Annotated in this window: 21 protein-coding genes and 1 tRNA gene; 12 read left to right on the top strand and 10 right to left on the bottom strand. The window is 71.3% G+C overall.

Going from position 1 to position 17,086, the window contains the following annotated elements; genetic code table 11:
- Nucleotides 1–12: 12 nt before the first annotated feature.
- From AMYTH_RS0130810 to AMYTH_RS0130795, 4 genes are all read right to left on the bottom strand, one after another.
- Nucleotides 13–969, bottom strand: coding sequence for a glutamate ABC transporter substrate-binding protein (locus AMYTH_RS0130810; RefSeq protein WP_027933475.1), 957 nt, complete (start codon nucleotides 967–969; stop codon nucleotides 13–15).
- Complete coding sequence (locus AMYTH_RS0130805; RefSeq protein ID WP_027933474.1) at nucleotides 969–2,360, bottom strand: hypothetical protein; 1,392 nt, start codon at nucleotides 2,358–2,360, stop codon at nucleotides 969–971. The genes AMYTH_RS0130810 and AMYTH_RS0130805 overlap by 1 nt, the downstream gene beginning before the upstream one ends.
- A gap of 161 nt (nucleotides 2,361–2,521) precedes the next feature.
- Nucleotides 2,522–2,725 (bottom strand): cold-shock protein, encoded by a 204-nt coding sequence (locus AMYTH_RS0130800; protein WP_017985575.1) that lies wholly within the window; start codon nucleotides 2,723–2,725, stop codon nucleotides 2,522–2,524.
- A 183-nt stretch (nucleotides 2,726–2,908) separates the two neighbouring features.
- Nucleotides 2,909–4,573, bottom strand: coding sequence for a thiamine pyrophosphate-binding protein (locus tag AMYTH_RS0130795; protein ID WP_435119600.1), 1,665 nt, complete (start codon nucleotides 4,571–4,573; stop codon nucleotides 2,909–2,911).
- 99 nt (nucleotides 4,574–4,672) lie between these two features.
- On the opposite strand from AMYTH_RS0130795, the gene AMYTH_RS0130790 reads away from it, so the two are divergent.
- The 3 genes from AMYTH_RS0130790 to AMYTH_RS0130780 all read left to right on the top strand — a co-directional run bounded on the left by AMYTH_RS0130790 (nucleotide 4,673) and on the right by AMYTH_RS0130780 (nucleotide 6,318).
- Nucleotides 4,673–5,080 carry an acyl-CoA thioesterase gene (locus tag AMYTH_RS0130790; RefSeq protein WP_027933472.1) on the top strand — a complete coding sequence of 136 codons (408 nt, stop codon included), beginning with the start codon at nucleotides 4,673–4,675 and terminating at the stop codon, nucleotides 5,078–5,080.
- Nucleotides 5,081–5,543: 463 nt separating this feature from the next.
- Nucleotides 5,544–5,909 carry a hypothetical protein gene (locus tag AMYTH_RS0130785; protein ID WP_017985578.1) on the top strand — a complete coding sequence of 122 codons (366 nt, stop codon included), beginning with the start codon at nucleotides 5,544–5,546 and terminating at the stop codon, nucleotides 5,907–5,909.
- Nucleotides 5,902–6,318, top strand: a complete 417-nt coding sequence (locus tag AMYTH_RS0130780; protein ID WP_037324132.1) for a hypothetical protein — start codon at nucleotides 5,902–5,904, stop codon at nucleotides 6,316–6,318. Before AMYTH_RS0130785 ends, AMYTH_RS0130780 begins: the two co-directional genes overlap by 8 nt.
- Here the strand turns inward: AMYTH_RS0130780 and AMYTH_RS0130775 are convergent.
- On the bottom strand, nucleotides 6,315–6,653 hold the full coding sequence (locus tag AMYTH_RS0130775; protein WP_027933470.1) for a P-II family nitrogen regulator: 339 nt from the start codon (nucleotides 6,651–6,653) through the stop codon (nucleotides 6,315–6,317). The two genes, AMYTH_RS0130780 and AMYTH_RS0130775, sit on opposite strands and share 4 nt — an antisense overlap.
- A 112-nt stretch (nucleotides 6,654–6,765) precedes the next feature.
- On the opposite strand from AMYTH_RS0130775, the gene AMYTH_RS0130770 reads away from it, so the two are divergent.
- Nucleotides 6,766–6,838: transfer RNA gene (locus tag AMYTH_RS0130770), tRNA-Lys, on the top strand.
- A 115-nt stretch (nucleotides 6,839–6,953) separates the two neighbouring features.
- Nucleotides 6,954–7,229 carry a hypothetical protein gene (locus AMYTH_RS0130765; protein ID WP_027933469.1) on the top strand — a complete coding sequence of 92 codons (276 nt, stop codon included), beginning with the start codon at nucleotides 6,954–6,956 and terminating at the stop codon, nucleotides 7,227–7,229.
- Nucleotides 7,230–7,258: 29 nt separating this feature from the next.
- Here the strand turns inward: AMYTH_RS0130765 and AMYTH_RS0130760 are convergent, their stop codons facing one another.
- Both AMYTH_RS0130760 and AMYTH_RS0130755 read right to left on the bottom strand, forming a co-directional pair.
- Nucleotides 7,259–7,906 carry an enoyl-CoA hydratase-related protein gene (locus AMYTH_RS0130760; RefSeq protein ID WP_027933468.1) on the bottom strand — a complete coding sequence of 216 codons (648 nt, stop codon included), beginning with the start codon at nucleotides 7,904–7,906 and terminating at the stop codon, nucleotides 7,259–7,261.
- Complete coding sequence (locus AMYTH_RS0130755; RefSeq protein WP_027933467.1) at nucleotides 7,903–8,493, bottom strand: TetR/AcrR family transcriptional regulator; 591 nt, start codon at nucleotides 8,491–8,493, stop codon at nucleotides 7,903–7,905. Before AMYTH_RS0130755 ends, AMYTH_RS0130760 begins: the two co-directional genes overlap by 4 nt.
- Nucleotides 8,494–8,892: 399 nt before the next feature.
- Here AMYTH_RS0130755 and AMYTH_RS0130745 point away from each other — a divergent pair, with 399 nt between their 5' ends.
- The 3 genes from AMYTH_RS0130745 to AMYTH_RS0130735 all read left to right on the top strand — a co-directional run bounded on the left by AMYTH_RS0130745 (nucleotide 8,893) and on the right by AMYTH_RS0130735 (nucleotide 11,421).
- Entirely contained in the window at nucleotides 8,893–9,105 is a 213-nt protein-coding gene (locus AMYTH_RS0130745; RefSeq protein ID WP_378363305.1) for a MerR family transcriptional regulator, read from the top strand.
- Nucleotides 9,106–9,210: 105 nt separating this feature from the next.
- Nucleotides 9,211–9,960 (top strand): ZIP family metal transporter, encoded by a 750-nt coding sequence (locus tag AMYTH_RS0130740; protein WP_027933465.1) that lies wholly within the window; start codon nucleotides 9,211–9,213, stop codon nucleotides 9,958–9,960.
- Nucleotides 9,961–10,179: 219 nt separating this feature from the next.
- Entirely contained in the window at nucleotides 10,180–11,421 is a 1,242-nt protein-coding gene (locus AMYTH_RS0130735) for an MFS transporter (RefSeq protein WP_410468322.1), read from the top strand.
- Here the strand turns inward: AMYTH_RS0130735 and AMYTH_RS46000 are convergent.
- The gene (locus AMYTH_RS46000) at nucleotides 11,410–12,765 is read right to left on the bottom strand and encodes an MFS transporter (RefSeq protein ID WP_051362864.1); all 1,356 of its coding nucleotides are present in this window, start codon (nucleotides 12,763–12,765) and stop codon (nucleotides 11,410–11,412) included. The two genes, AMYTH_RS0130735 and AMYTH_RS46000, sit on opposite strands and share 12 nt — an antisense overlap.
- 197 nt (nucleotides 12,766–12,962) lie before the next feature.
- Here AMYTH_RS46000 and AMYTH_RS0130725 point away from each other — a divergent pair, with 197 nt between their 5' ends.
- Nucleotides 12,963–13,226 (top strand): DUF3040 domain-containing protein, encoded by a 264-nt coding sequence (locus AMYTH_RS0130725; RefSeq protein WP_027933463.1) that lies wholly within the window; start codon nucleotides 12,963–12,965, stop codon nucleotides 13,224–13,226.
- A gap of 34 nt (nucleotides 13,227–13,260) precedes the next feature.
- Here AMYTH_RS0130725 and AMYTH_RS0130720 read toward each other — a convergent pair whose 3' ends face one another.
- Together AMYTH_RS0130720 and AMYTH_RS0130715 are read right to left on the bottom strand one after the other, a co-directional pair.
- The gene (locus AMYTH_RS0130720) at nucleotides 13,261–13,824 is read right to left on the bottom strand and encodes a DUF305 domain-containing protein (protein WP_027933462.1); all 564 of its coding nucleotides are present in this window, start codon (nucleotides 13,822–13,824) and stop codon (nucleotides 13,261–13,263) included.
- 55 nt (nucleotides 13,825–13,879) lie between these two features.
- Nucleotides 13,880–14,227, bottom strand: coding sequence for a hypothetical protein (locus AMYTH_RS0130715; RefSeq protein WP_027933461.1), 348 nt, complete (start codon nucleotides 14,225–14,227; stop codon nucleotides 13,880–13,882).
- A gap of 242 nt (nucleotides 14,228–14,469) precedes the next feature.
- Between AMYTH_RS0130715 and AMYTH_RS45995 the strand changes: the two genes are divergently transcribed.
- The 3 genes from AMYTH_RS45995 (at nucleotide 14,470) to AMYTH_RS0130700 (ending at nucleotide 17,014) form a co-directional block, all read left to right on the top strand.
- On the top strand, nucleotides 14,470–14,748 hold the full coding sequence (locus AMYTH_RS45995) for a PASTA domain-containing protein (protein ID WP_228685023.1): 279 nt from the start codon (nucleotides 14,470–14,472) through the stop codon (nucleotides 14,746–14,748).
- 141 nt (nucleotides 14,749–14,889) lie between these two features.
- A complete protein-coding gene (locus tag AMYTH_RS0130705; protein ID WP_027933460.1) occupies nucleotides 14,890–16,038 on the top strand; it encodes a beta-1,3-glucanase family protein in 1,149 nt (382 codons plus the stop codon).
- 13 nt (nucleotides 16,039–16,051) lie between these two features.
- Nucleotides 16,052–17,014 (top strand): chitinase, encoded by a 963-nt coding sequence (locus tag AMYTH_RS0130700; protein WP_027933459.1) that lies wholly within the window; start codon nucleotides 16,052–16,054, stop codon nucleotides 17,012–17,014.
- The last annotated feature ends 72 nt before the right edge of the window (nucleotides 17,015–17,086 follow it).

The raw sequence follows: 17,086 nt of genomic DNA, 5'->3' as shown, positions 1-17,086 counted from the left end.
GTGGACACCCCCTCAGCGGTAGGACACGGACGGCGGCGAACCCGGTCCGAGCGCCGGCTCGATCCAGTACTTGTACGTGTTCTGCCAGGCGCTGCCGTTGCGGACGTTCTCCAGCACGGCGTTGACGAACCGGACCATGTCGTCCTGGCCCAGCGGGATGCCGACGCCGTAGAACTCCCGCGTGAACGGCTCGCCGACGACCTCCAGGTTGGGGTCCTGCCGCGCCATGCCCGCGAGGATCACGTCGTCGGTGGAGATGGCGTCGACCTGGCCCTGCTGGATCAGCACCAGGCAGTCCGACCAGTTGTTCACCGACACCGGCACCGGGCGCGACGGCGCGCTGCTGATCGTCGACAGCGAGGTCGAGTTCTTCGCCGCGCACACCCGCTTGCCGCCGAGGTCCTGCAGGCCGCGGATGCCGGAGTTCTTCGCCGCCAGCACCGCCTGCCCGGCCTGGTAGTAAGGCGCGGAGAACGCGACGTCCTTCATCCGCGTGCAGGTGATGCTGTAGGTCCGGACGACGATGTCGACCTGGTGGTCCTTCAGCACGTCCTCACGGGCCGACGACGGGATGGCCACCCACTGGATGTGCCCCTCCCACCGGCCGAAGATCGACGCCGCGATCTGCTTGACGATCTCGATGTCGAAGCCCTCCAGGTTGCCGCTGGAGGGGTTGAGGAAACCGAACAGGAAGTTGGTCTGGTCGACCCCGGCGATCAGGCGGCCGCGGTCGCGGATCTTGTCCATCGTGGACCCGGACGGGATCGAGCCGTTCGGCGAGAGGCTGCGCGTATCGCAGTTGTTGTCCGCGCCGCTGCCGCTGCCCGTGTCCCCGCCGCCGACCCCGGCGGGCAGCGGCGCCTGCACGTCACCGACCGGCGCCGGGTCGGCCGGCGTCCCGGCGCTGCCGCAACCGGCGGCCAGCAGCGCGACGGCCGCCACGAGTGCGGCCACCTTCCCCCGAGCCATCAGCGGTACTCCCTCAGCCTGTCCCTGATCCCCATCGTGGCGCCGGCCGCGGCGACCACCGCGAGCACCGCGAAGCCGGGCGCGAGCAGCGTCAGCGCACGGTCACCGCCGCGCGTGTCGTCGAGGAACGCCTGCCTGCCGTGCCCGATCGCGGCGACCAGCGCGTCGTCGAGGTTCGCGAACGTGGTGGCCGCGCCGCCCTGCACCGACGAGTCGACCGCGAGCTTCACGGCGTCCGAATAGGCGCCGTCGACGTCCTTGGCGCGGATCTCCTGGTGCGTGTTCAGCCACCGCTCGGCGCTGTCCGCCGCGCCCTGCACCTCGCGGGCCATGTCGCCGGTGGCGAACCCGCGCGCCTCGTTCAGCAGGCCGGTGACCTGCGGCGCGAGCGTGTTGAAGACCTGTTCGTACGATCCGCCGTCCCCGCGCGCGACCAGGGTCAGCATCTCGTTCGCCCTGGCCTGCAGCGCCGCGATGCGGGCGCGGACGAGCACGTCGACCTGGTGGCTGCCGTCCTCGTCACCGCTGCTGACCAGCACGCTCTGCACCGTCACCGCGACCCCGCCCCAGAGCAGCGCGAGCACCGTCGCGGCGGTGGCCACGACGAGCCCGACGTTCAGCACGCGGTTGGTCTTGCGGGTCAGGTAGACCTGGGTCGTGATCAGCGCCGCGAGCAGGGCGAGCACGAGGAACGTGGTGACCCACGGGAAGCTGCTCGCGTCGTCCTGTTCCTCGGCCAGCCGGTCGGTGTCGATGCGGTACAGGTCCTGCGCGGCGGGCAGGATCGTGGTGCGCATCAGGCTCGAGGCCTCGAGCAGGTAGGACGAGCCGACCGGGAAGCCCTGCCGCTTGTTCGCGCGGGCGGTCTCCACCAGGCCGGTGTAGACGGGCAGCTGGCGGGTCAGGATCTCCACCTGCGCCGCCGCCTCGGGCACGCCGGCCGAGTCGGACGCGGCCTTGGCCAGTGCGACGCCGGCGCGCGCGATCGCGGTGTCGTACCGCTGGCGCAGCGACGGCGGTTCGACGCCGATCGCCAGGAACGCGCTCGCCGCGGTCGCGTCGGCGTCCGACAGCGAGCGGTACACCTCCTGCGACGCCGCGGCCAGCGGCTCGCGGTGGTCGATGAGGTCGTTGATCGTGTTCTTGCGCTCCTGCAGCGTGATCGTCGCGACCACGCCGGTGACCAGCGCCAGCACGACGAGCCCGACCGCGATCACCGTCAGACGGCCCGGCGTGGTGCGGGCCGAGTGCGCGATCCCGCGTACCGCGGCGCCGGGCAGCTCGAACAGGCCGGCCAGGCCACCGCGCGGGGCGTTCGGGGGCGCGGCGGGTTCCGGCACTGCACCGCCGGGGCCACCGGGCACGGCAGGCCGCGTCGCGGTAGCAGTCATCGGTTCCACCCCTCGCCCTCGAACCACACCCGCATGAAGGTACCGGACGGCGCGATCTTCCGGACCGAGGTCGCCGGGATTGCGCACACCGCTTCGAAGGGCCGGAAAACGAAGGCAGCCCCCGCCTCACGAAGAGGTGGGGGCTGCCGTTCGAAGTCGAATCAGAGGACGTTGACCCCGGTCGCCTGCGGGCCCTTCTGGCCCTGGCCGATCTCGAACTCAACCCGCTGGTTCTCCTCCAGGGTGCGGAAGCCGCGGCCCTGGATCTCCGAGTAGTGGACGAAGACGTCGCCGCCGCCATCGTCGGGAGTGATGAAGCCGAACCCCTTCTCGGAGTTGAACCACTTCACGGTGCCCTGAGCCATGAAAAAATCTCCATATACTGCAAACAAAACGGCACACCGCTCCGGTGCGCCGGGTCAATGACGGATCGGTTTGCCTCCCCGAGTGGGGAACCACTACGCCCGCCAAATCTTGCGAGCGTGCCTGAACACGAACACAAAATCTTCGAAGACCGACACCAGTAGATCACAGATCCGTCGCGAACGCTAGCTCTTGCGCGGCCGCTGGAACAGCGCGGACAGCCGGGTGTCCGGATCGATCACGTCCGGATCGGTCCGCACGTCGATCACGCTCGGCCGCTGGTGCTGCAGCGCCCGCCGCATGGTCGGCTCCAGCTGCTCGGGCGATTCGATCGTGTAGCCCGCCGCGCCGAACGAGCGGGCCCAGGCCGCGAAGTCCACCGCGGTGAGCGACACCCCGTTCAGTCGGCCGTGCTTGGCCGCCTGGTGCATGGCGACGTCGGCGTACAGGCCGTTCTGGAACACCACGACGAGGATCGGCGCGCGGTACCGCACCGCGGTCTCCAGCTCCTGCCCGGTCATCATCGCCGCTGCGTCCGAAATCACCGCGACCACCGTGCGCTTCGGGGCGGCCAGCTTCGCGCCGAGCGCCGCCGGCACGGCGTAGCCCCGCACCCCGTCCGGCGGCTCGATCTGGGTGTGCGGCTCGGTGAAGCACCAGTACCGGTGCACGAACCGGGCGGTCTTGTCCGAGTCCGCGGCCACCACAGTGTCCTCGGGCGCCACCTTGCGCAGCACCCGCACCACGTCGGCCGGGTGCACCAGCGGGTGGTCCGGGCTGGTGCGCGGCGGGGTCATGTGGGTATGCGTGGCCGCGTTGGCCGCCGAGCTGCGCCGCGACCTGGCGACGCCGACCGCGACCAGCTGCCGCAGGAAGGGGCCGACCTCGCAATCGATGCGGAAGGTCAGGCCGCGCCGGTGCGTGGCGGGCAGGCCGGGGCCGATCACCACAAGCGTCTGCGCGGGCAGCGGGTACCGGTTGTTCTGCGTGGTCACCTCGTCCAGGCGGGTGCCGATGGCCAGCACCACGTCGGCCCGCTCCAGCGCGTCCAGCTGCCCCGGTGGGATGCCGACCCCGAGGTGGCCCGCGTAGCGCGCGTGGTTCTCCGGGAAGCTGTCCTGGCGGCGGAACGCGGTGTAGACGGCCAGGCCGAGCTGCTCGGCGGCGGCGATCAGGTCCTTGCGGGCGCTGCGCCCGATGCCGCCGGCGATCACCACCGGGTAGCGCGAGTCGGCCAGCAGGGCGGCGACCTCGTGCGCGGACCGCAGCACCGCGCCGGTGTCGTCCGGGCGCTGTTCCGGCTCCGGGATGGCGCCGTCGAACGGCGCGACCCAGAAGTCGGCGGGCACCGCCAGGATCGCCGGCCCCTTGCGCCCGTCGCGCGCGGCGCGGGCCGCCTGCGCGGCGAGCACCGGCACCTGCGCGGCCGTCTCGGCGCGGCCGGTCCACTTCGCGAACGGGCCGAACAACGTCAGCGGGTCCAGCTCGGCGAGGCCGTCCTGGATGCCGGGACCGGCCAGCCGGACGCTCGCGCGCTCCTCGACCAGCACGACCATCGGCGAACCGTCCTGGTAGGCCGAGCGCACGGCGACCAGGAAGTCCGCGATGCCCGGGCCGGGGCCGCCGAGCAGCAGCGCCGGGACCTCCCGCAGCTTGCCCTCGGCCTCGGCCATGAACGCGGCGCCGGTGTCCTGGCGCGCTGTGACCAACGCCATCAGCGGCTCGAACCGGAGCGCGTCGAGCAGTTCCAGGAACGCGTCCCCGGCCACGGTGTAGGCACGCCGTATCCCGGCGTCGACCAGCACGCGGACCGTGATCTCGGCGACGGTCCATCCCTCTTGGTACCCGATGGGAAGAGGTTCCCAGCGCGGCGCTACTCCGGTCAAGTGATCTTGAGATTCCCTACGAGTGAACGATCATCCCAGAGTAGAGGCCCTAAGCTCCCGGCCGTGACCTCGTACCCGCACTGGCAGCAGGTTCCCACCCGCTGGAAGGACAACGACGTGTACGGGCACGTCAACAACGTCGTCCACTACGCCCTGATGGACACGGTCATCAACACCTACCTCATCGAGCGCGGCGGGCTCGACATCCACGACGGCGGCGTGATCGGGCTGTGCGTCGAGTCGCACTGCAACTACCACGCCTCGGTCGCGTTCCCCGAGGTGCTGTCGATCGGCCTGCGGGTCGCGCACCTCGGCCGCAGCAGCGTGCGCTACGAGATCGGGATCTTCCGGTCGGACCGGGGCGAACCGGTCGCCGAGGGTCACTTCGTGCACGTGTTCGTGAACCGCGAAACCAGGCGCCCGGTGCCCGTCGAAGGGAAGCTGCGGGAGTCGCTGGAGGCGCTGGCCTGACACGGGCAGGCGCGCTGCGGGCAGCGGCCCGGCGGCCGCAGGCCCGGCACCCGGTCCGTGGCCATGGCGAAGATCGTCGTGAATATCCGTTCCGGGTTTCCGCGCCAGTTCAACTGGAAGATCACCCGATCCCCCTCGATCGCTACCACTGCCCTGCCCACGTGCCATGGTCCTCGCGGGCGACGGCCGGTCGCACCGCCGAACCGGCGGCGTGACAAAGGTTTCAGGTTTACGGACAGTGAGCCCCGTTGACTTTCCACCACCCGTTTGCCGCGTATTTCCGGGGCGCGGGCCCCTCTGCACAGGTCACCGCCGTGTCCGTGGCACGGGCCCGGTACGGCCATCCGGGTGGACGGGAAACCGGTGGGTGATTTTCCGCTGCGGCGGCTCCTGTCGGCTGGTGGCGGGCGCCACGCGGCTAAGCTGCGACCGGTAATGGCGTTCGACGGTTGGGTGAGGACCGGTGATCACTGGGTTCGGCGTGGCCGTCGCGGTGAGCGCGGCGCTGGTCGCCGTGTGGGCCTTCGTCGCCGCCGCGCGGGGCCGGGAGCCGGGGCGTGCGCTGCTGGTGGCGCTCGGGGTGGTCGAGGTCCTGCTCGTCGCGCAGCTGGTCGTCGGGGTCGTGCTGCTGATCGGCGGCGACCGGCCCGGCAGCATGGTCACGTACCTGGCCTACCTCGTCGGGTCGCTGGTGATCCTGCCGGTCGGGGCGGCGTGGGCGCTGGCCGAGCGGAGCCGGTCGAGCACGGTCATCCTGGGCGTCGCGTGCCTGGCGATCCCCGTGATGGTCGAGCGGATCCACCAGATTTGGAGTGCCGGGCATGGCTGAGCCTTCGGAGCGGGGGACGCGGCGCACCGCGGCGACGGGGCCGGGCCGGATCCTGGTCGCGGTGTACGGGATCTTCGCGCTGGCCGCGACGTCCCGCGCGGCGGTGCAGATCTCGACGAAGTGGCACGAGGCGCCGCTGGCCTACACGCTGTCCGCGCTGGCCGCGGTGATCTACATCGTGGCGACGGTGGCACTGGCCCGTCGCGGCGAGGGTTCGTTCCGGCTTGCCGTGGCGGCGATCGGGATCGAGCTGCTCGGCGTGCTGGTGGTCGGGACGCTGAGCGTGTTCGACCAGGAGGCCTTCCCGGACGCCACGGTGTGGTCCGGTTACGGCGAGGGTTACCTGTTCATCCCGCTGGTGCTGCCGGTGATCGGCCTGCTCTGGCTGCGGCGGACGGCTCGCCGCTAGATGGCGTCGGACCCGCGCTCGCCGGTCCGGACCCGCACCACGGTGTCCACGGGGGTCACCCAAACCTTGCCGTCGCCGATCCGCCCGGTCCGGCACGCCCCGACGACCGCCTCGAGCGCCCGCTCCGCGACTTCGTCGTCCAGCAGCACTTCGACGCGGAGCTTCCGCACGAAGTCGACCTCGTACTCGGCGCCGCGGTAGACCTCGCGGTGCCCCTTCTGCCTGCCGTAGCCCTGCACCTCGGTCACGGTCATGCCGAGAACCGCGAGCCGCTCGAGCGCCTGCCGAACGTCGTCCAAGACGAACGGGCGCACCACAGCGGTAAGCAACTTCACCCGAGGCACCCCTTCTTCCCGCGCGTCCGGCCACACTAGAAGCGCCCGTGCGGCGGGAAGCGCACCCACCCCAGGCCGGAGGGGCGGGTGATGGTCGCTAAGCTGAGCTCACGGGGCGTTAGCTCAATTGGTAGAGCTGCGGACTTTTAATCCGTAGGTTCTGGGTTCGAGCCCCAGGCGCCCCACTCTTTCGCCTGGTCAGCCGGGTTGTGGCGGTTCACCTGTTGATCTCGGTGCCGTGCTCGGCGCGAAGTGTTGGGTGCTTGCCGCCGCTGGTGCCGCGGCGTCAGAATCTCTCGGGTGAGCGCGGTCCAGGACCTGATCGACGACTTGCTCCTGCTTCTGCGCACGGGCGAGCAGGACGTCTCCTGGACCCGCTACGAATCCGTCGACCAACTGATCGCCGAGTTGGAACGGCTTCGCGAGCGGGGCGACGACGCGGCGGGCGAGGTTCGGCGGTTGTGCCTGCCCACCGGCGTCATCGACGAGATCGCCGTCTCCAGTGGCTGGTCCGAGGCCTGGCTGCGGCTCACCACCGGCAAGCACCGGGACGTGCTCTCCCCTCAGCACGGGTAACCGCCGTCCTCAAGGGACGGTCGCAAACCTCAGGCGCGCAGGGCGGACACCGCCCCCGCGAACATCGTCGCCTTGATCGCGCCCAGCGTGCCGGGGTCCTTGCCGGCCAGGGGGCGCACCCTTGCCACCGCCCGGTCGCGCAGCTCGGCCTCGCTCGCGGTGTCGTCGACCAGTCCGAGCTCCCGCGCCTCCGCGCCGCCGAAGCGGGTTCCCGTGGTCATCGACGCGATCGCCGCGGCCGGGGTCAGCTTGGCCTGGATCAACGCCGCCATACCGGGGGTGAACGGGATGTTGATGTCGGCCTCCGGGAAGCAGAAGAAGCCCCGGTCGGCGCGCATGATCCGGAAGTCGTGCGCCATCGCGAGCATCGCGCCAGCCCCGAACGCGTGGCCGTTCACCGCCGCGATCGTGGGCACCGGCAGCGTCAGCACGCGCGCCAGCAGGTCCTGCACGTCGGCGACGTAGGTCTGCGCCTGGTCGCCGTGCGCGGAGAGCCAGTCGAGGTCGAGGCCGTTCGAGTAGAACTTGCCGGTGCCGATCGTGACCAGCGCCGACGAACTCCCGACGACGGTGTCGAGCGCGGTGTGCACGCTCTTCAACCAGTCCGGCGCGAACCGGTTCTCGTCGGGGCCCAGGTCGAGGACGTACACCGGGTCTTCGAAATGCAGCACGATCATCCCTTCGGTCGAAGTGGCACAGCGAGAACAGCCCGCACGGCGGCGGCGAGCCGGTCCCGGTTGTCGGCGCCGGTGTCCAGCCCACGCCGGAAGAACGCGGTCGGCAGGTCGACCACACACGTCGTCATGACCTCGACCGCAGCCGCGTCCCGCCGGTCCCACATCGCCCGCGACAGCCGGATCAGCAACGCCACCACGCGCTTGTCCAGTGCGAACAGGGCGTCGGCGAGTTCGGTCGGCAGGCCGGGGCCGAGGAGCTGGTCCTTGTCGACGGTCAGCAGCATCCGGGCCGCGTGCGGGCGGCGCTCGGCGAACACAGCCGGGGCGTCGGCGGCGGCGACCACCGCGTCCTCGGCCGACGCGGCGGCATCGGCGAGTTCGGCCTGTAGGTCCAGGAAGTCCGTCGCCGCCCGCAGCCACACCCGGCCGAGCAACGCCGCGATCGAGCCGAACGCGTGGTAGATCGCCCCATTCGACACGCCGGCGGCGCTCGCCAGGCTGCGCACCGACACCGCGCCGTCCTCCGCGACCAGTCGCTCGGCGGTGTCGAGCAGCCGGTCGAGGTCGTGCACGCGTGGCCGGGGCATGACCGGACAGTAACAGAGCACCTGCTCTAAAACTAGCGGCAGCGGTCACAGCGCGGCTCGGGGCGCCAGGCGCCGGCCTGTGCGTCGAGTTCACGGCGGACCTGCCACCGCGGCTTGAGGTTCCCGGACGCGTCGTGCCGCGGCGTGCCGAACACACGCATTTCCCGCCGCCGCCGTCCGCACCGGGGACACCGCACGCGCTGGAACACGCGGCGACTCACCGTGTCGCTCCGGCGCCATCTCGACATGTCGCCCCTTCCCGACCCGGAAGTCGGACGGGCCGGAGGGCCCGTTACCCCAACCAGTGAAACGTTTGGCCGACAAGGACATGGAGGCTATGCGGGCCAACCGGGCCATGGGCCGCGCGGCTCCGGCCGGTCACCCAATACGGTGACGATCATGACTGCACGCCGACGTACGGTGGGCTCGGGTGAACTCGCCGCCGAGCTGGGCCTGTCCCGGCGGTCGATCAGCCGTTACGCCGAGCGCGGCTGGATCCGGCCGGCGCTCGTCACCCCCGGCGGCCAGTACCGCTGGGACGTCGAGGACGTGCGCAAACAGCTCGACGCGCTGCGTGAACGCCGGCCGGGCCGGGAGACCTCGTCCGGTTAGGACGGTCCGCCCACCGCAACTGTAAGCGCTTTCCTCAACGCCGAACCGAGCAGAACCACGCCCGCCGCGCGACGATGATCGGCGAACGCGACGCGGGAGGTGCGGATGCCGGAGTGGCTCGAGGCCGGGGTGTGGGGCCTGGTCGGCGGGGCGGCGCTGGTGATCGGCGCCGCGGTGGCGTGGTTCGCGCGCGTGCCGTCGCGGGTGGTCGCCTGGATCATGGCCTTCGGGGCGGGTGTGCTGATCTCGGCGCTGGCCTTCGACCTGATGGACGAGGCCGAGCGGACCGGCGGCCTGCTCCCGACAGCGCTCGGGTTCCTCGGCGGGGCCGTGGCGTACGTGCTGGCGAACGTCGCGCTGGCCCGGCGCGGCGCACGGCACCGGAAGCGGTCGCACGACCGCCAGCCCTCGGAGGACGAGGTGCAGGGCAGCGGCAGCGCGATCGCCGTCGGGGCGCTGCTGGACGGGGTGCCCGAGTCGGTCGTGCTGGGGTTGTCGCTGCTCGGCGGTGGCGGGATCGGCGTGTCCGTGCTGGCGGCGGTGTTCATCTCGAACGTGCCGGAGGGCTTGTCGAGCGCGGCAGGCATGAAGCAGGCGGGCCGGAGCGCGCGGTACGTGTTCGGTGTGTGGGGTGGCATCGCGCTGGCCAGCGGCGTCGCGGCGCTGCTGGGGAACCTGCTCCTCGCCGACGCGGCGCCGGAGACGATCGCGGTGATCACGGCGGTGGCGGCGGGCGCGATCCTGGCGATGATCGCGGACACGATGGTGCCGGAGGCGTTCGAGGAGGCGCAGCTGGTGACGGGCCTGATCACGGCGGCCGGGTTCCTGACGGCGTTCGCCCTGGAACGGCTGTGAAGCGGACTCGTGCGGCCCTCGCCACACCCGAGAAGTGTTAGCAGCGGCCGCTGTCGCCATCGACACAAGGACAGCTCGCTGACCCGCCGGTAGCGTGGTGACGCGCCTGGGCGAGTGCCCAGAAAAGCAGGCCCTGGCCCCGACCGGCCCAGGCCTCAAGCACGTCCCACCGCCGGGACCCGTTCGGGACTACCCCGGCTCTTTCGGAAGGAAACACCCTTGCGGCGAGAACTGCCGCCGATGATCCGCGCGCTCGGAAACCACAACTACCGCCTGTGGGCGACCGCCGACCTCGTCTCGGTGACCGGCACGTGGATGCAGGTACTCGGCCTCAACTGGGTCGTGATGGCTCGCACCGGCTCGGCCACCTCGGTCGGTCTGTCGGTCCTCCTCTCGACCCTCCCGGCGCTGCTCATCGGCCCCTGGGCCGGCGCGATCGCCGACCGGTTCCCGCCGCGGCGGATCATCCTCGCCGGCCAGACCACCCACCTGGTCATCGCTCTGCTGCTGGCGTTCATGGTCTGGCAGGACATGCCGCTGGCCACCATCTACGGCCTCACCGCGCTCGCCGGCGTGGTCGGCGCCTTCGAATCCCCCGCGCTGGGCCGCTTCGCGGGCCAGGTCGTCCCCCGCCACGACCTCGGCAACGCCCTCGCGCTCGGCAGCATCATCAACTCCGCCGGCCGCGTGCTCGGCATGAGCCTGGCCGGCGTGCTCGCCGCCGCGGTCGGGGACGCGCTCCTGTTCGTGCTCAACGCGGCCAGCTTCGTCGCCGTCATCGTCACCGTCCTGGTGATCCGCACGGCCGAACTACACCCGCTCGCCGTCGCCAAGGCCGACCGCGCCGGGGTCCGCGCCGGGCTGGCCTACGTGCGCCGCAGCCACGTGCTGATCGTCCTGTTCACGCTCGGCTTCGTGCTGTCCGGCCTCGGCCGCAACTACCAGGTCACCATGGCCGCCATGGCGGAAGGGCCGCTGAACTCGGGCGCCGCGGGCTACGGGCTGCTGTCGTCCGTGTTCGCCGTCGGCACGGTGATCGGCGGGATCATCGCCGCCCGCGTCCGCGAGCTCACCCTCCCGCTCCTGCTCGGCGCCGCCGCGGTGACGAGCTTCCTGCAGACCGTCAGCGGTTTCCTGCCCGGCATGCTCGGTTTCGGCGCGGTGATCCTGCCGATCGCGGCGGGCGCGGTCCTCATCGACACCGCGAAGAGCACCCGGCTGCAGCTCGACTCGGCCGAGGACATGCGTGGCCGCGTGCTCTCGATCGACGGCGCGGTCGCCGCGGCCGCGGGCGCGACCGGCGCCCCGCTGCTCGGCTGGATGTGCGAGCGGCTGGGCGCGGGCGAGGCCCTGCTGGTCGCGGGTGTGGTCACCCTCGCCGCCACCGGTGTGGCGACGCTCGCGTTGCAACGGGCGCGCCGCCAGGTCGTCGAACCCGTGCTCGCCACCTCAGCGGCGTGACCCGGTCAGCTCCTCCGGGCTGACGATCGCCGGGGAGCCCTGCAACGGCCGTCCCGCCGACTCCCGCGTCAGGTAGATGCAGATCGCGCCGACGACCCCGGCCGCGATCAGGTAGTACGCGGGCCAGTTCAGGTCGCCGGTGCCGGCCACCAGGGCTCCCATCACGGTCGACGTGGTGCCGCCGAACAGCGACACCGAGATGTTGAACGCGATCGACAACGCCCCGGCGCGGATGTGCGTCGGGAACATCGCGGGCAGCGTCGAGGGCAACGTGCTGGAGAAGCACACCAGCGTCAGGCCCATCACGGCCAGCCCGGCGAACGTCGCGACGTTACCGCCGACGCGGAGCAGCAGCACCGCCGGCAACGACAGCACGACCAGCCCGAGGCACCCCGCCATCACGATCCGCCGCCGCCCGAACCGGTCCGACAGCCTGCCGAGGAACGTGACCACGACCATCAGCAGCACGAGCACCACGATCTGCAGCACCTGCGCCGCGGTCTCCCCGACCCCGTCCTCGCCGTGGCCGGGCAGCGTGTCGGTCAGGTAGGTCGGCAGGTAGCTGGTGAGCATGTAGTTCGTCACGTTCCAGGCGAGCACCAGCCCGGCGCACAGCAGCATCGCGGGCCAGTAGCGGCTGAAGATCGTGCGGAGCTCCTGCCCGGCCGATCCGCGCTGCTTCCCCTCGCCGGACACATAGTTCGCGAAGGCCGGGGTCTCCTCCAGCCGCAGCCGCAGGTAGAGGCCGACCAGGCCGATCGGCAGCGCGATCAGGAACGGGATCCGCCAGCCCCAGCTCAGCAGCTGGTCCTCGGTGAGCACCGCGGTCAGCACGGTCGCGATCGTCGCGCCGAACGCGTACCCGGTCAGGGTGCCGAACTCGAGCCAGCTGCCCAGGAACCCGCGGCGGCGGTCCGGCGCGTACTCGGCGATGAACGTCATGGCGCTGCCGTACTCGCCGCCCGTCGACACGCCCTGGACCAGCCGGGCGAACAGCACCAGCAGCGGCGCCGCGATGCCGATCGCCTCGTACCCGGGCACCACGCCGATCGCGAACGTGCCCAGCGCCATCAGCACGACGGTCAGCGACAGCACGCGCTTGCGGCCGATGCGGTCGGACAGCGGCCCGAAGAACAACCCGCCGAACGGCCGGATCAGGAACGACACCGCGAACAACCCGAACGTGGCGATCGTCGCGACGGGACCGGACAGGTCGGTGAAGAAGACCTTGCTGATCGTCGTGGTGAGGTAGCCGTAGACGCCGAAGTCGTACCACTCGGTGATGTTGCCGATCGCCGCCGCGCCGACCGCCCGCTTGACCACCGCCGGATCCGCGACGCTCACGTTTTGGTCTGGCACCGTCGCCGCGTACCCGTTGCCTGGACCGGGAAAACCACCCGGTCCAGGGGATCCGCGATGCGCCGCACCACACGCGAAGGGGCCGTACCCCGAGCGGTCGAACCCGCCGCCACCCGGATTGACCTGCGCTGATCCGGGTATCCGCCGGAGCAGACCAGTCGACGGCGACCCAGGGGCGGCCCATGTTGAGCCGGAACGAGCAACAGCAGCTCAGGGCGATCGAGCGGTGGTTCGAGATCAGCGATCCCGACCTGACCAGAGCGCTGCGCGAAGGCCGCTTCCGCCACCTCGGCCGGCTGCGCAGACTGGGGTGCCTCGCGCTGATGACGTTCGGCGCGCTCCTGATCGGGCTGGGCGCGGTGGCCGCGAACGTGTTCCTGTTGTTCGTCGGCATCCTCGCCCTGACGACGGGCGTGTGCCTGCGGATCGGCGCGCTCCGGCCGTGACGGCGGGGCGGACGCCCGCCCCGCCGCCCGCTGGTCAGGCGAGCATCGCCTGCATCTCGGCGATCTCCGCCTGCTGGCTGTCGATGATCCGCTGGGCCAGTGCCTTCGCGTCGGCGTTCGACCCCTCCGCCAGCTCCGTCCGCGCCATCTCGATCGCGCCCTGGTGGTGCTCGATCATCATCCGCAGGAACTGCCGGTCGAACTCCACGCCGGTGGCGTGCTCGAGCGCCGTCATGTCGTCGTGGCCCATCTCGCCGGGCATCGAGTGGTCCATCGGCGTGGCCGGCGCGCCCCACTGGGTGAGCCAGCCGCGCATCTGCTGGATCTCCGGGTCCTGCGCCCGCTGGATGCGGGCGGCGAGGTCGAGCACGCGCTGGTCGGTGCTGCGGCCGGGCGCCAGCCCCGCCATCTCCAGCGCGCCTTCGTGGTGCGGGATCATCATCCGGGCGAAGTCGACGTCGGCCTGGTTGTGACCGGCCTGCTGCTCGGCCGCGGTCGTGGTGGTGCCGTGGGATTCGTGGCTCTGGCTGCCCGCACCGCATCCGGCGAGCAGGGCGGCGGCCAGCACGAAGCCGCCCACGAACATGGTCTTGCGCATGGGAAGGGAAACCTCTCGTGTGTTTGCTACTGCGAATTCGGCGGACGAGCGCCGATCACAGCCGCAGCACGCAGAGGCCGGCGAGCACCGCGCGACCGGAGGGGCGGTCCGGCGCCCGCGAGCGGGGACGGCCGGCGGGGCGACGGGCGAGCGGCGGGTTGCGTACCGCACGCAGCAGCGTCCACAGGCCGAGCAGCACCCCGGCCAGCAGCACGGCGAGGCACAGGTGCAGCACGTCGTGCGTCATGCCGTGGCCGTCGTCGCCGTCGGGTTGCCCGGCGTGGGCGACCACGGTCACGACCGTGCTCTCCGGGTGATCCGCTCCGGCGATGTGGTGCATGCCGACCAGGCCGAACGCGAGCAGGCACAGCAGCACCGCTCGTCGCCAGCCGGTCACCGTCACGCGATCAGGATATGCCCAGCGGCGGATCGGGCGGCGGCATCGGGGGCTCCGGCGGAGTCGGCGGCACCGGCGGTTCGGGCGGTGGCGGCGGCACCGGATCGGGACCCGGCCCGGGCGGGATGGGCTCGGGACCGGGAGGCACGGGATGCACCATGGCGTCCTCCTCGGTCGTTGTCGACATGCCCGGTATACCCGGTTCCGGATCGCGGCGCACGTCGTCGATCTGCGCCTAGACTGGTCGCATGCGGCGGCACCGGCCGGTAGTCGAAGTGCCCGACGTCGTTGGCCTCGGCGCGGACGACGCGTGCTCGATCGTGCGCCGCGCCGGACTGGTCCCCGCCGGGCCCGAGGGTATGCCCGCACCCGAGGAGGGCGTGGTCGTCGCGCAGGCGCCCATCGGCACGGCAGGCGCCGAGCAGGGCGCCACGGTCGTCCTGATCACCCAGCACGGCCGCCGCCCGTCGGACGATCCGATCACGCCGCCGCCGACCGAAGAGGCCGACACCCTCCAGCCTGCCTGATCGGGCAGCCACCCCTTCCCGGCCGTCCCGCGACCGGACAACGGCTGTCAGCACTTCACCTGATGAGCCTATTGTCCGTTACCGCGCTCGCCACTCACATTGGTATAGACCACCCACCCGATCGGATGAAAGGGTCTGCCGATGCTGAGTCGCCGGAGCTTCCTCCTCGCCGCGAGCGCCGGAGCGGTGGCGCTCTCCGTCAGACCGGCGAGCGCGGCCACCGCGCTGCCCCTGACGATCGTCAACAACAACGGCGAGTTCGCGAACACCTCGATCTGGTGCTACCTGGTCGGCACCGACAGTGCGGGCAACCAGTTCCGGGTCCGCGCGGACGGGTCGATCGCGCCAGTTTCGTTGTCCGACAACGGTTCCGATGGCTTCACCGACTACGCGATCCCATTGAACGCGAGCGGTGCCACCACGATCAACGTGCCGCCGATGTCCGGGCGCCTGTACTTCGCGCTGGGCCAGAAGCTCAAGTTCAAGGCCGTGACCGACGGCGCGGGACGGCCCGCGCTGCAATACCCCGCGGGGTGGGTGGCCGGCGACCCGAACTACCCGGTTCTGCACGACTTCGTCGAGTTCACGCTCGACGACCTGGGCATGCACTGCAACACCACGATGGTCGACCAGTTCAGCGTGCCGCTGTCGATCCAGCTCACCGGCGCCGGGTCGCAGAGCACCGGCACGCTCAAGGCGGGCGGCCGGGCGCAGATCTTCGACCAGGTCCGGGCGCAGCCGGACTTCGCGAACCTGGTGGTGGACGACCTGCGGGTGATCGCGCCCGGTCACGGCCTGGACGCCGGCCGGTTCTCCGCCACGTACTTCGACAGCTACACCGACGCGGTGTGGGCCAAGTACGCGGGCACGGACCTGCGGCTGGACACCGGATCCGCGGTCTTCACCGGGCGCGTCGGGTCCGACGGCAACCTCGTCGTCCGCGACGGCTCCGGCCGCACCGCCTCGCCGATCCGCCGACCGTCCACACGCGACATCCTGTTCTGCGACGGCGCGCTGGCCGCGCCGAACGACGGGCTCACCGGCCCGGTCGCCGCGCTGCTCGGCGCTGCCTTGAACCGCTCGACCCTGCTGGACAACCCGAACCAGCCGGTCTCCGACCCCGGCGCGTTCTATCGCACGGCAGTGACCAACCACTACGCGCGGATCATGCACACCGCCACCACGGACGGGCGGGCGTACGGCTTCGCGTTCGACGACGTCGGCGGGTTCGCCTCCTACATCGAGGATCCCGCCCCGCGGTCCTGCACCGTCACCCTCACCCCGTTCTAGAAAGGGCCCGCACATGAAACGACTGATCGTGCTCGTGCTCGCCGGGCTCCTCGTCGCGCTCGGCTGGACGCCCGCGCAGGCCGCGTTGCCGTCCAAGCAGCTCACCGGCTACTGGCAGAACTTCGTGAACTCGGCGCGGCCGCTGAAACTGTCGCAGGTACCGGACGCCTACGACGTCATCGTGCTGGCCTTCGCCAACGCCGACCCCGCCACGCCCGGCGCGGTGACCTTCGGCGTGGACCCGGACCTGTCGAACGCGCTCGGCGGCTACACCGACGCCGACCTGAAGGCCGACATCGCGGCCAAGAAGGCGGCGGGCAAGTCGATCGTGCTGTCGATCGGCGGCGAGCGGGGCAACATCGACCTGAGCAGCGCGGACCGGGTGAGCGCTTTCGTCGACTCGTTCACCCGCGTCGCGACCGAGTTCGGCATCCAGGGCATCGACGTCGACCTGGAGGGCACCTTCGACGCGGCCAACACCGCGAGCGCGGTGACGCAGGTGCACGACCGCATGGGCGACGGCTTCCTGGTCACGATGGCGCCGCAAACGCTCGACGTGCAGCCCGGCGGCCGGTACCTGACGCTGATCGAGAGCGTGAAACCGCTGATCACCGTCGTGCACACGCAGTACTACAACTCCGGCTCGATGCTCGGGTGCGACGGGCAGGTGGTGTCGCAGGGCAGCGTCGACTTCATCACCGCGCAGGCCTGCCACCTGCTGCAGGTGCTGCGGCCGGACCAGGTCGCGATCGGGTTGCCCGCGACCGCGCAGGCGGCGGGCAGCGGCTACGTGGCGCCCTCGGTGGTGAACGCGGCGCTCGACTGCCTGGCGACGCGGACCGGCTGCGGGTCCTACGTGCCGGCGACCGCGTGGCCGGGCATCAGCGGCGTGATGACGTGGTCGGTCAACTGGGACGCCTCGTCGGGCTGGGCGTTCTCCACCCCGGTCCGGGCGCACCTGGACGCGCTCGGCTGACTGTCCGTACTGGACACCCGCCCCGTGTCACTCGTCAGGGTGACACGGGGAACTTTTTGCGTGGGTTATTCC

Source organism: Amycolatopsis thermoflava N1165 (genome assembly GCF_000473265.1).
GTDB lineage: Bacteria > Actinomycetota > Actinomycetes > Mycobacteriales > Pseudonocardiaceae > Amycolatopsis_E > Amycolatopsis_E thermoflava.
This window is presented reverse-complemented; position numbering and strand designations above follow the sequence as displayed.

Coding starts and splice junctions, on each gene's coding strand:
- AMYTH_RS0130745 (WP_378363305.1), top strand. CDS start 8,893: ATGACTGCACGCCGACGTACGGTGGGCTCGGGTGAACTCGCCGCCGAG.
- AMYTH_RS0130780 (WP_037324132.1), top strand. CDS start 5,902: ATGGCTGAGCCTTCGGAGCGGGGGACGCGGCGCACCGCGGCGACGGGG.
- AMYTH_RS0130725 (WP_027933463.1), top strand. CDS start 12,963: ATGTTGAGCCGGAACGAGCAACAGCAGCTCAGGGCGATCGAGCGGTGG.
- AMYTH_RS0130810 (WP_027933475.1), bottom strand. CDS start 969: ATGGCTCGGGGGAAGGTGGCCGCACTCGTGGCGGCCGTCGCGCTGCTG.
- AMYTH_RS0130740 (WP_027933465.1), top strand. CDS start 9,211: ATGCCGGAGTGGCTCGAGGCCGGGGTGTGGGGCCTGGTCGGCGGGGCG.
- AMYTH_RS0130700 (WP_027933459.1), top strand. CDS start 16,052: ATGAAACGACTGATCGTGCTCGTGCTCGCCGGGCTCCTCGTCGCGCTC.
- AMYTH_RS0130760 (WP_027933468.1), bottom strand. CDS start 7,906: ATGATCGTGCTGCATTTCGAAGACCCGGTGTACGTCCTCGACCTGGGC.
- AMYTH_RS0130705 (WP_027933460.1), top strand. CDS start 14,890: ATGCTGAGTCGCCGGAGCTTCCTCCTCGCCGCGAGCGCCGGAGCGGTG.
- AMYTH_RS0130720 (WP_027933462.1), bottom strand. CDS start 13,824: ATGCGCAAGACCATGTTCGTGGGCGGCTTCGTGCTGGCCGCCGCCCTG.
- AMYTH_RS45995 (WP_228685023.1), top strand. CDS start 14,470: ATGCGGCGGCACCGGCCGGTAGTCGAAGTGCCCGACGTCGTTGGCCTC.
- AMYTH_RS0130755 (WP_027933467.1), bottom strand. CDS start 8,493: ATGCCCCGGCCACGCGTGCACGACCTCGACCGGCTGCTCGACACCGCC.
- AMYTH_RS0130800 (WP_017985575.1), bottom strand. CDS start 2,725: ATGGCTCAGGGCACCGTGAAGTGGTTCAACTCCGAGAAGGGGTTCGGC.
- AMYTH_RS0130805 (WP_027933474.1), bottom strand. CDS start 2,360: ATGACTGCTACCGCGACGCGGCCTGCCGTGCCCGGTGGCCCCGGCGGT.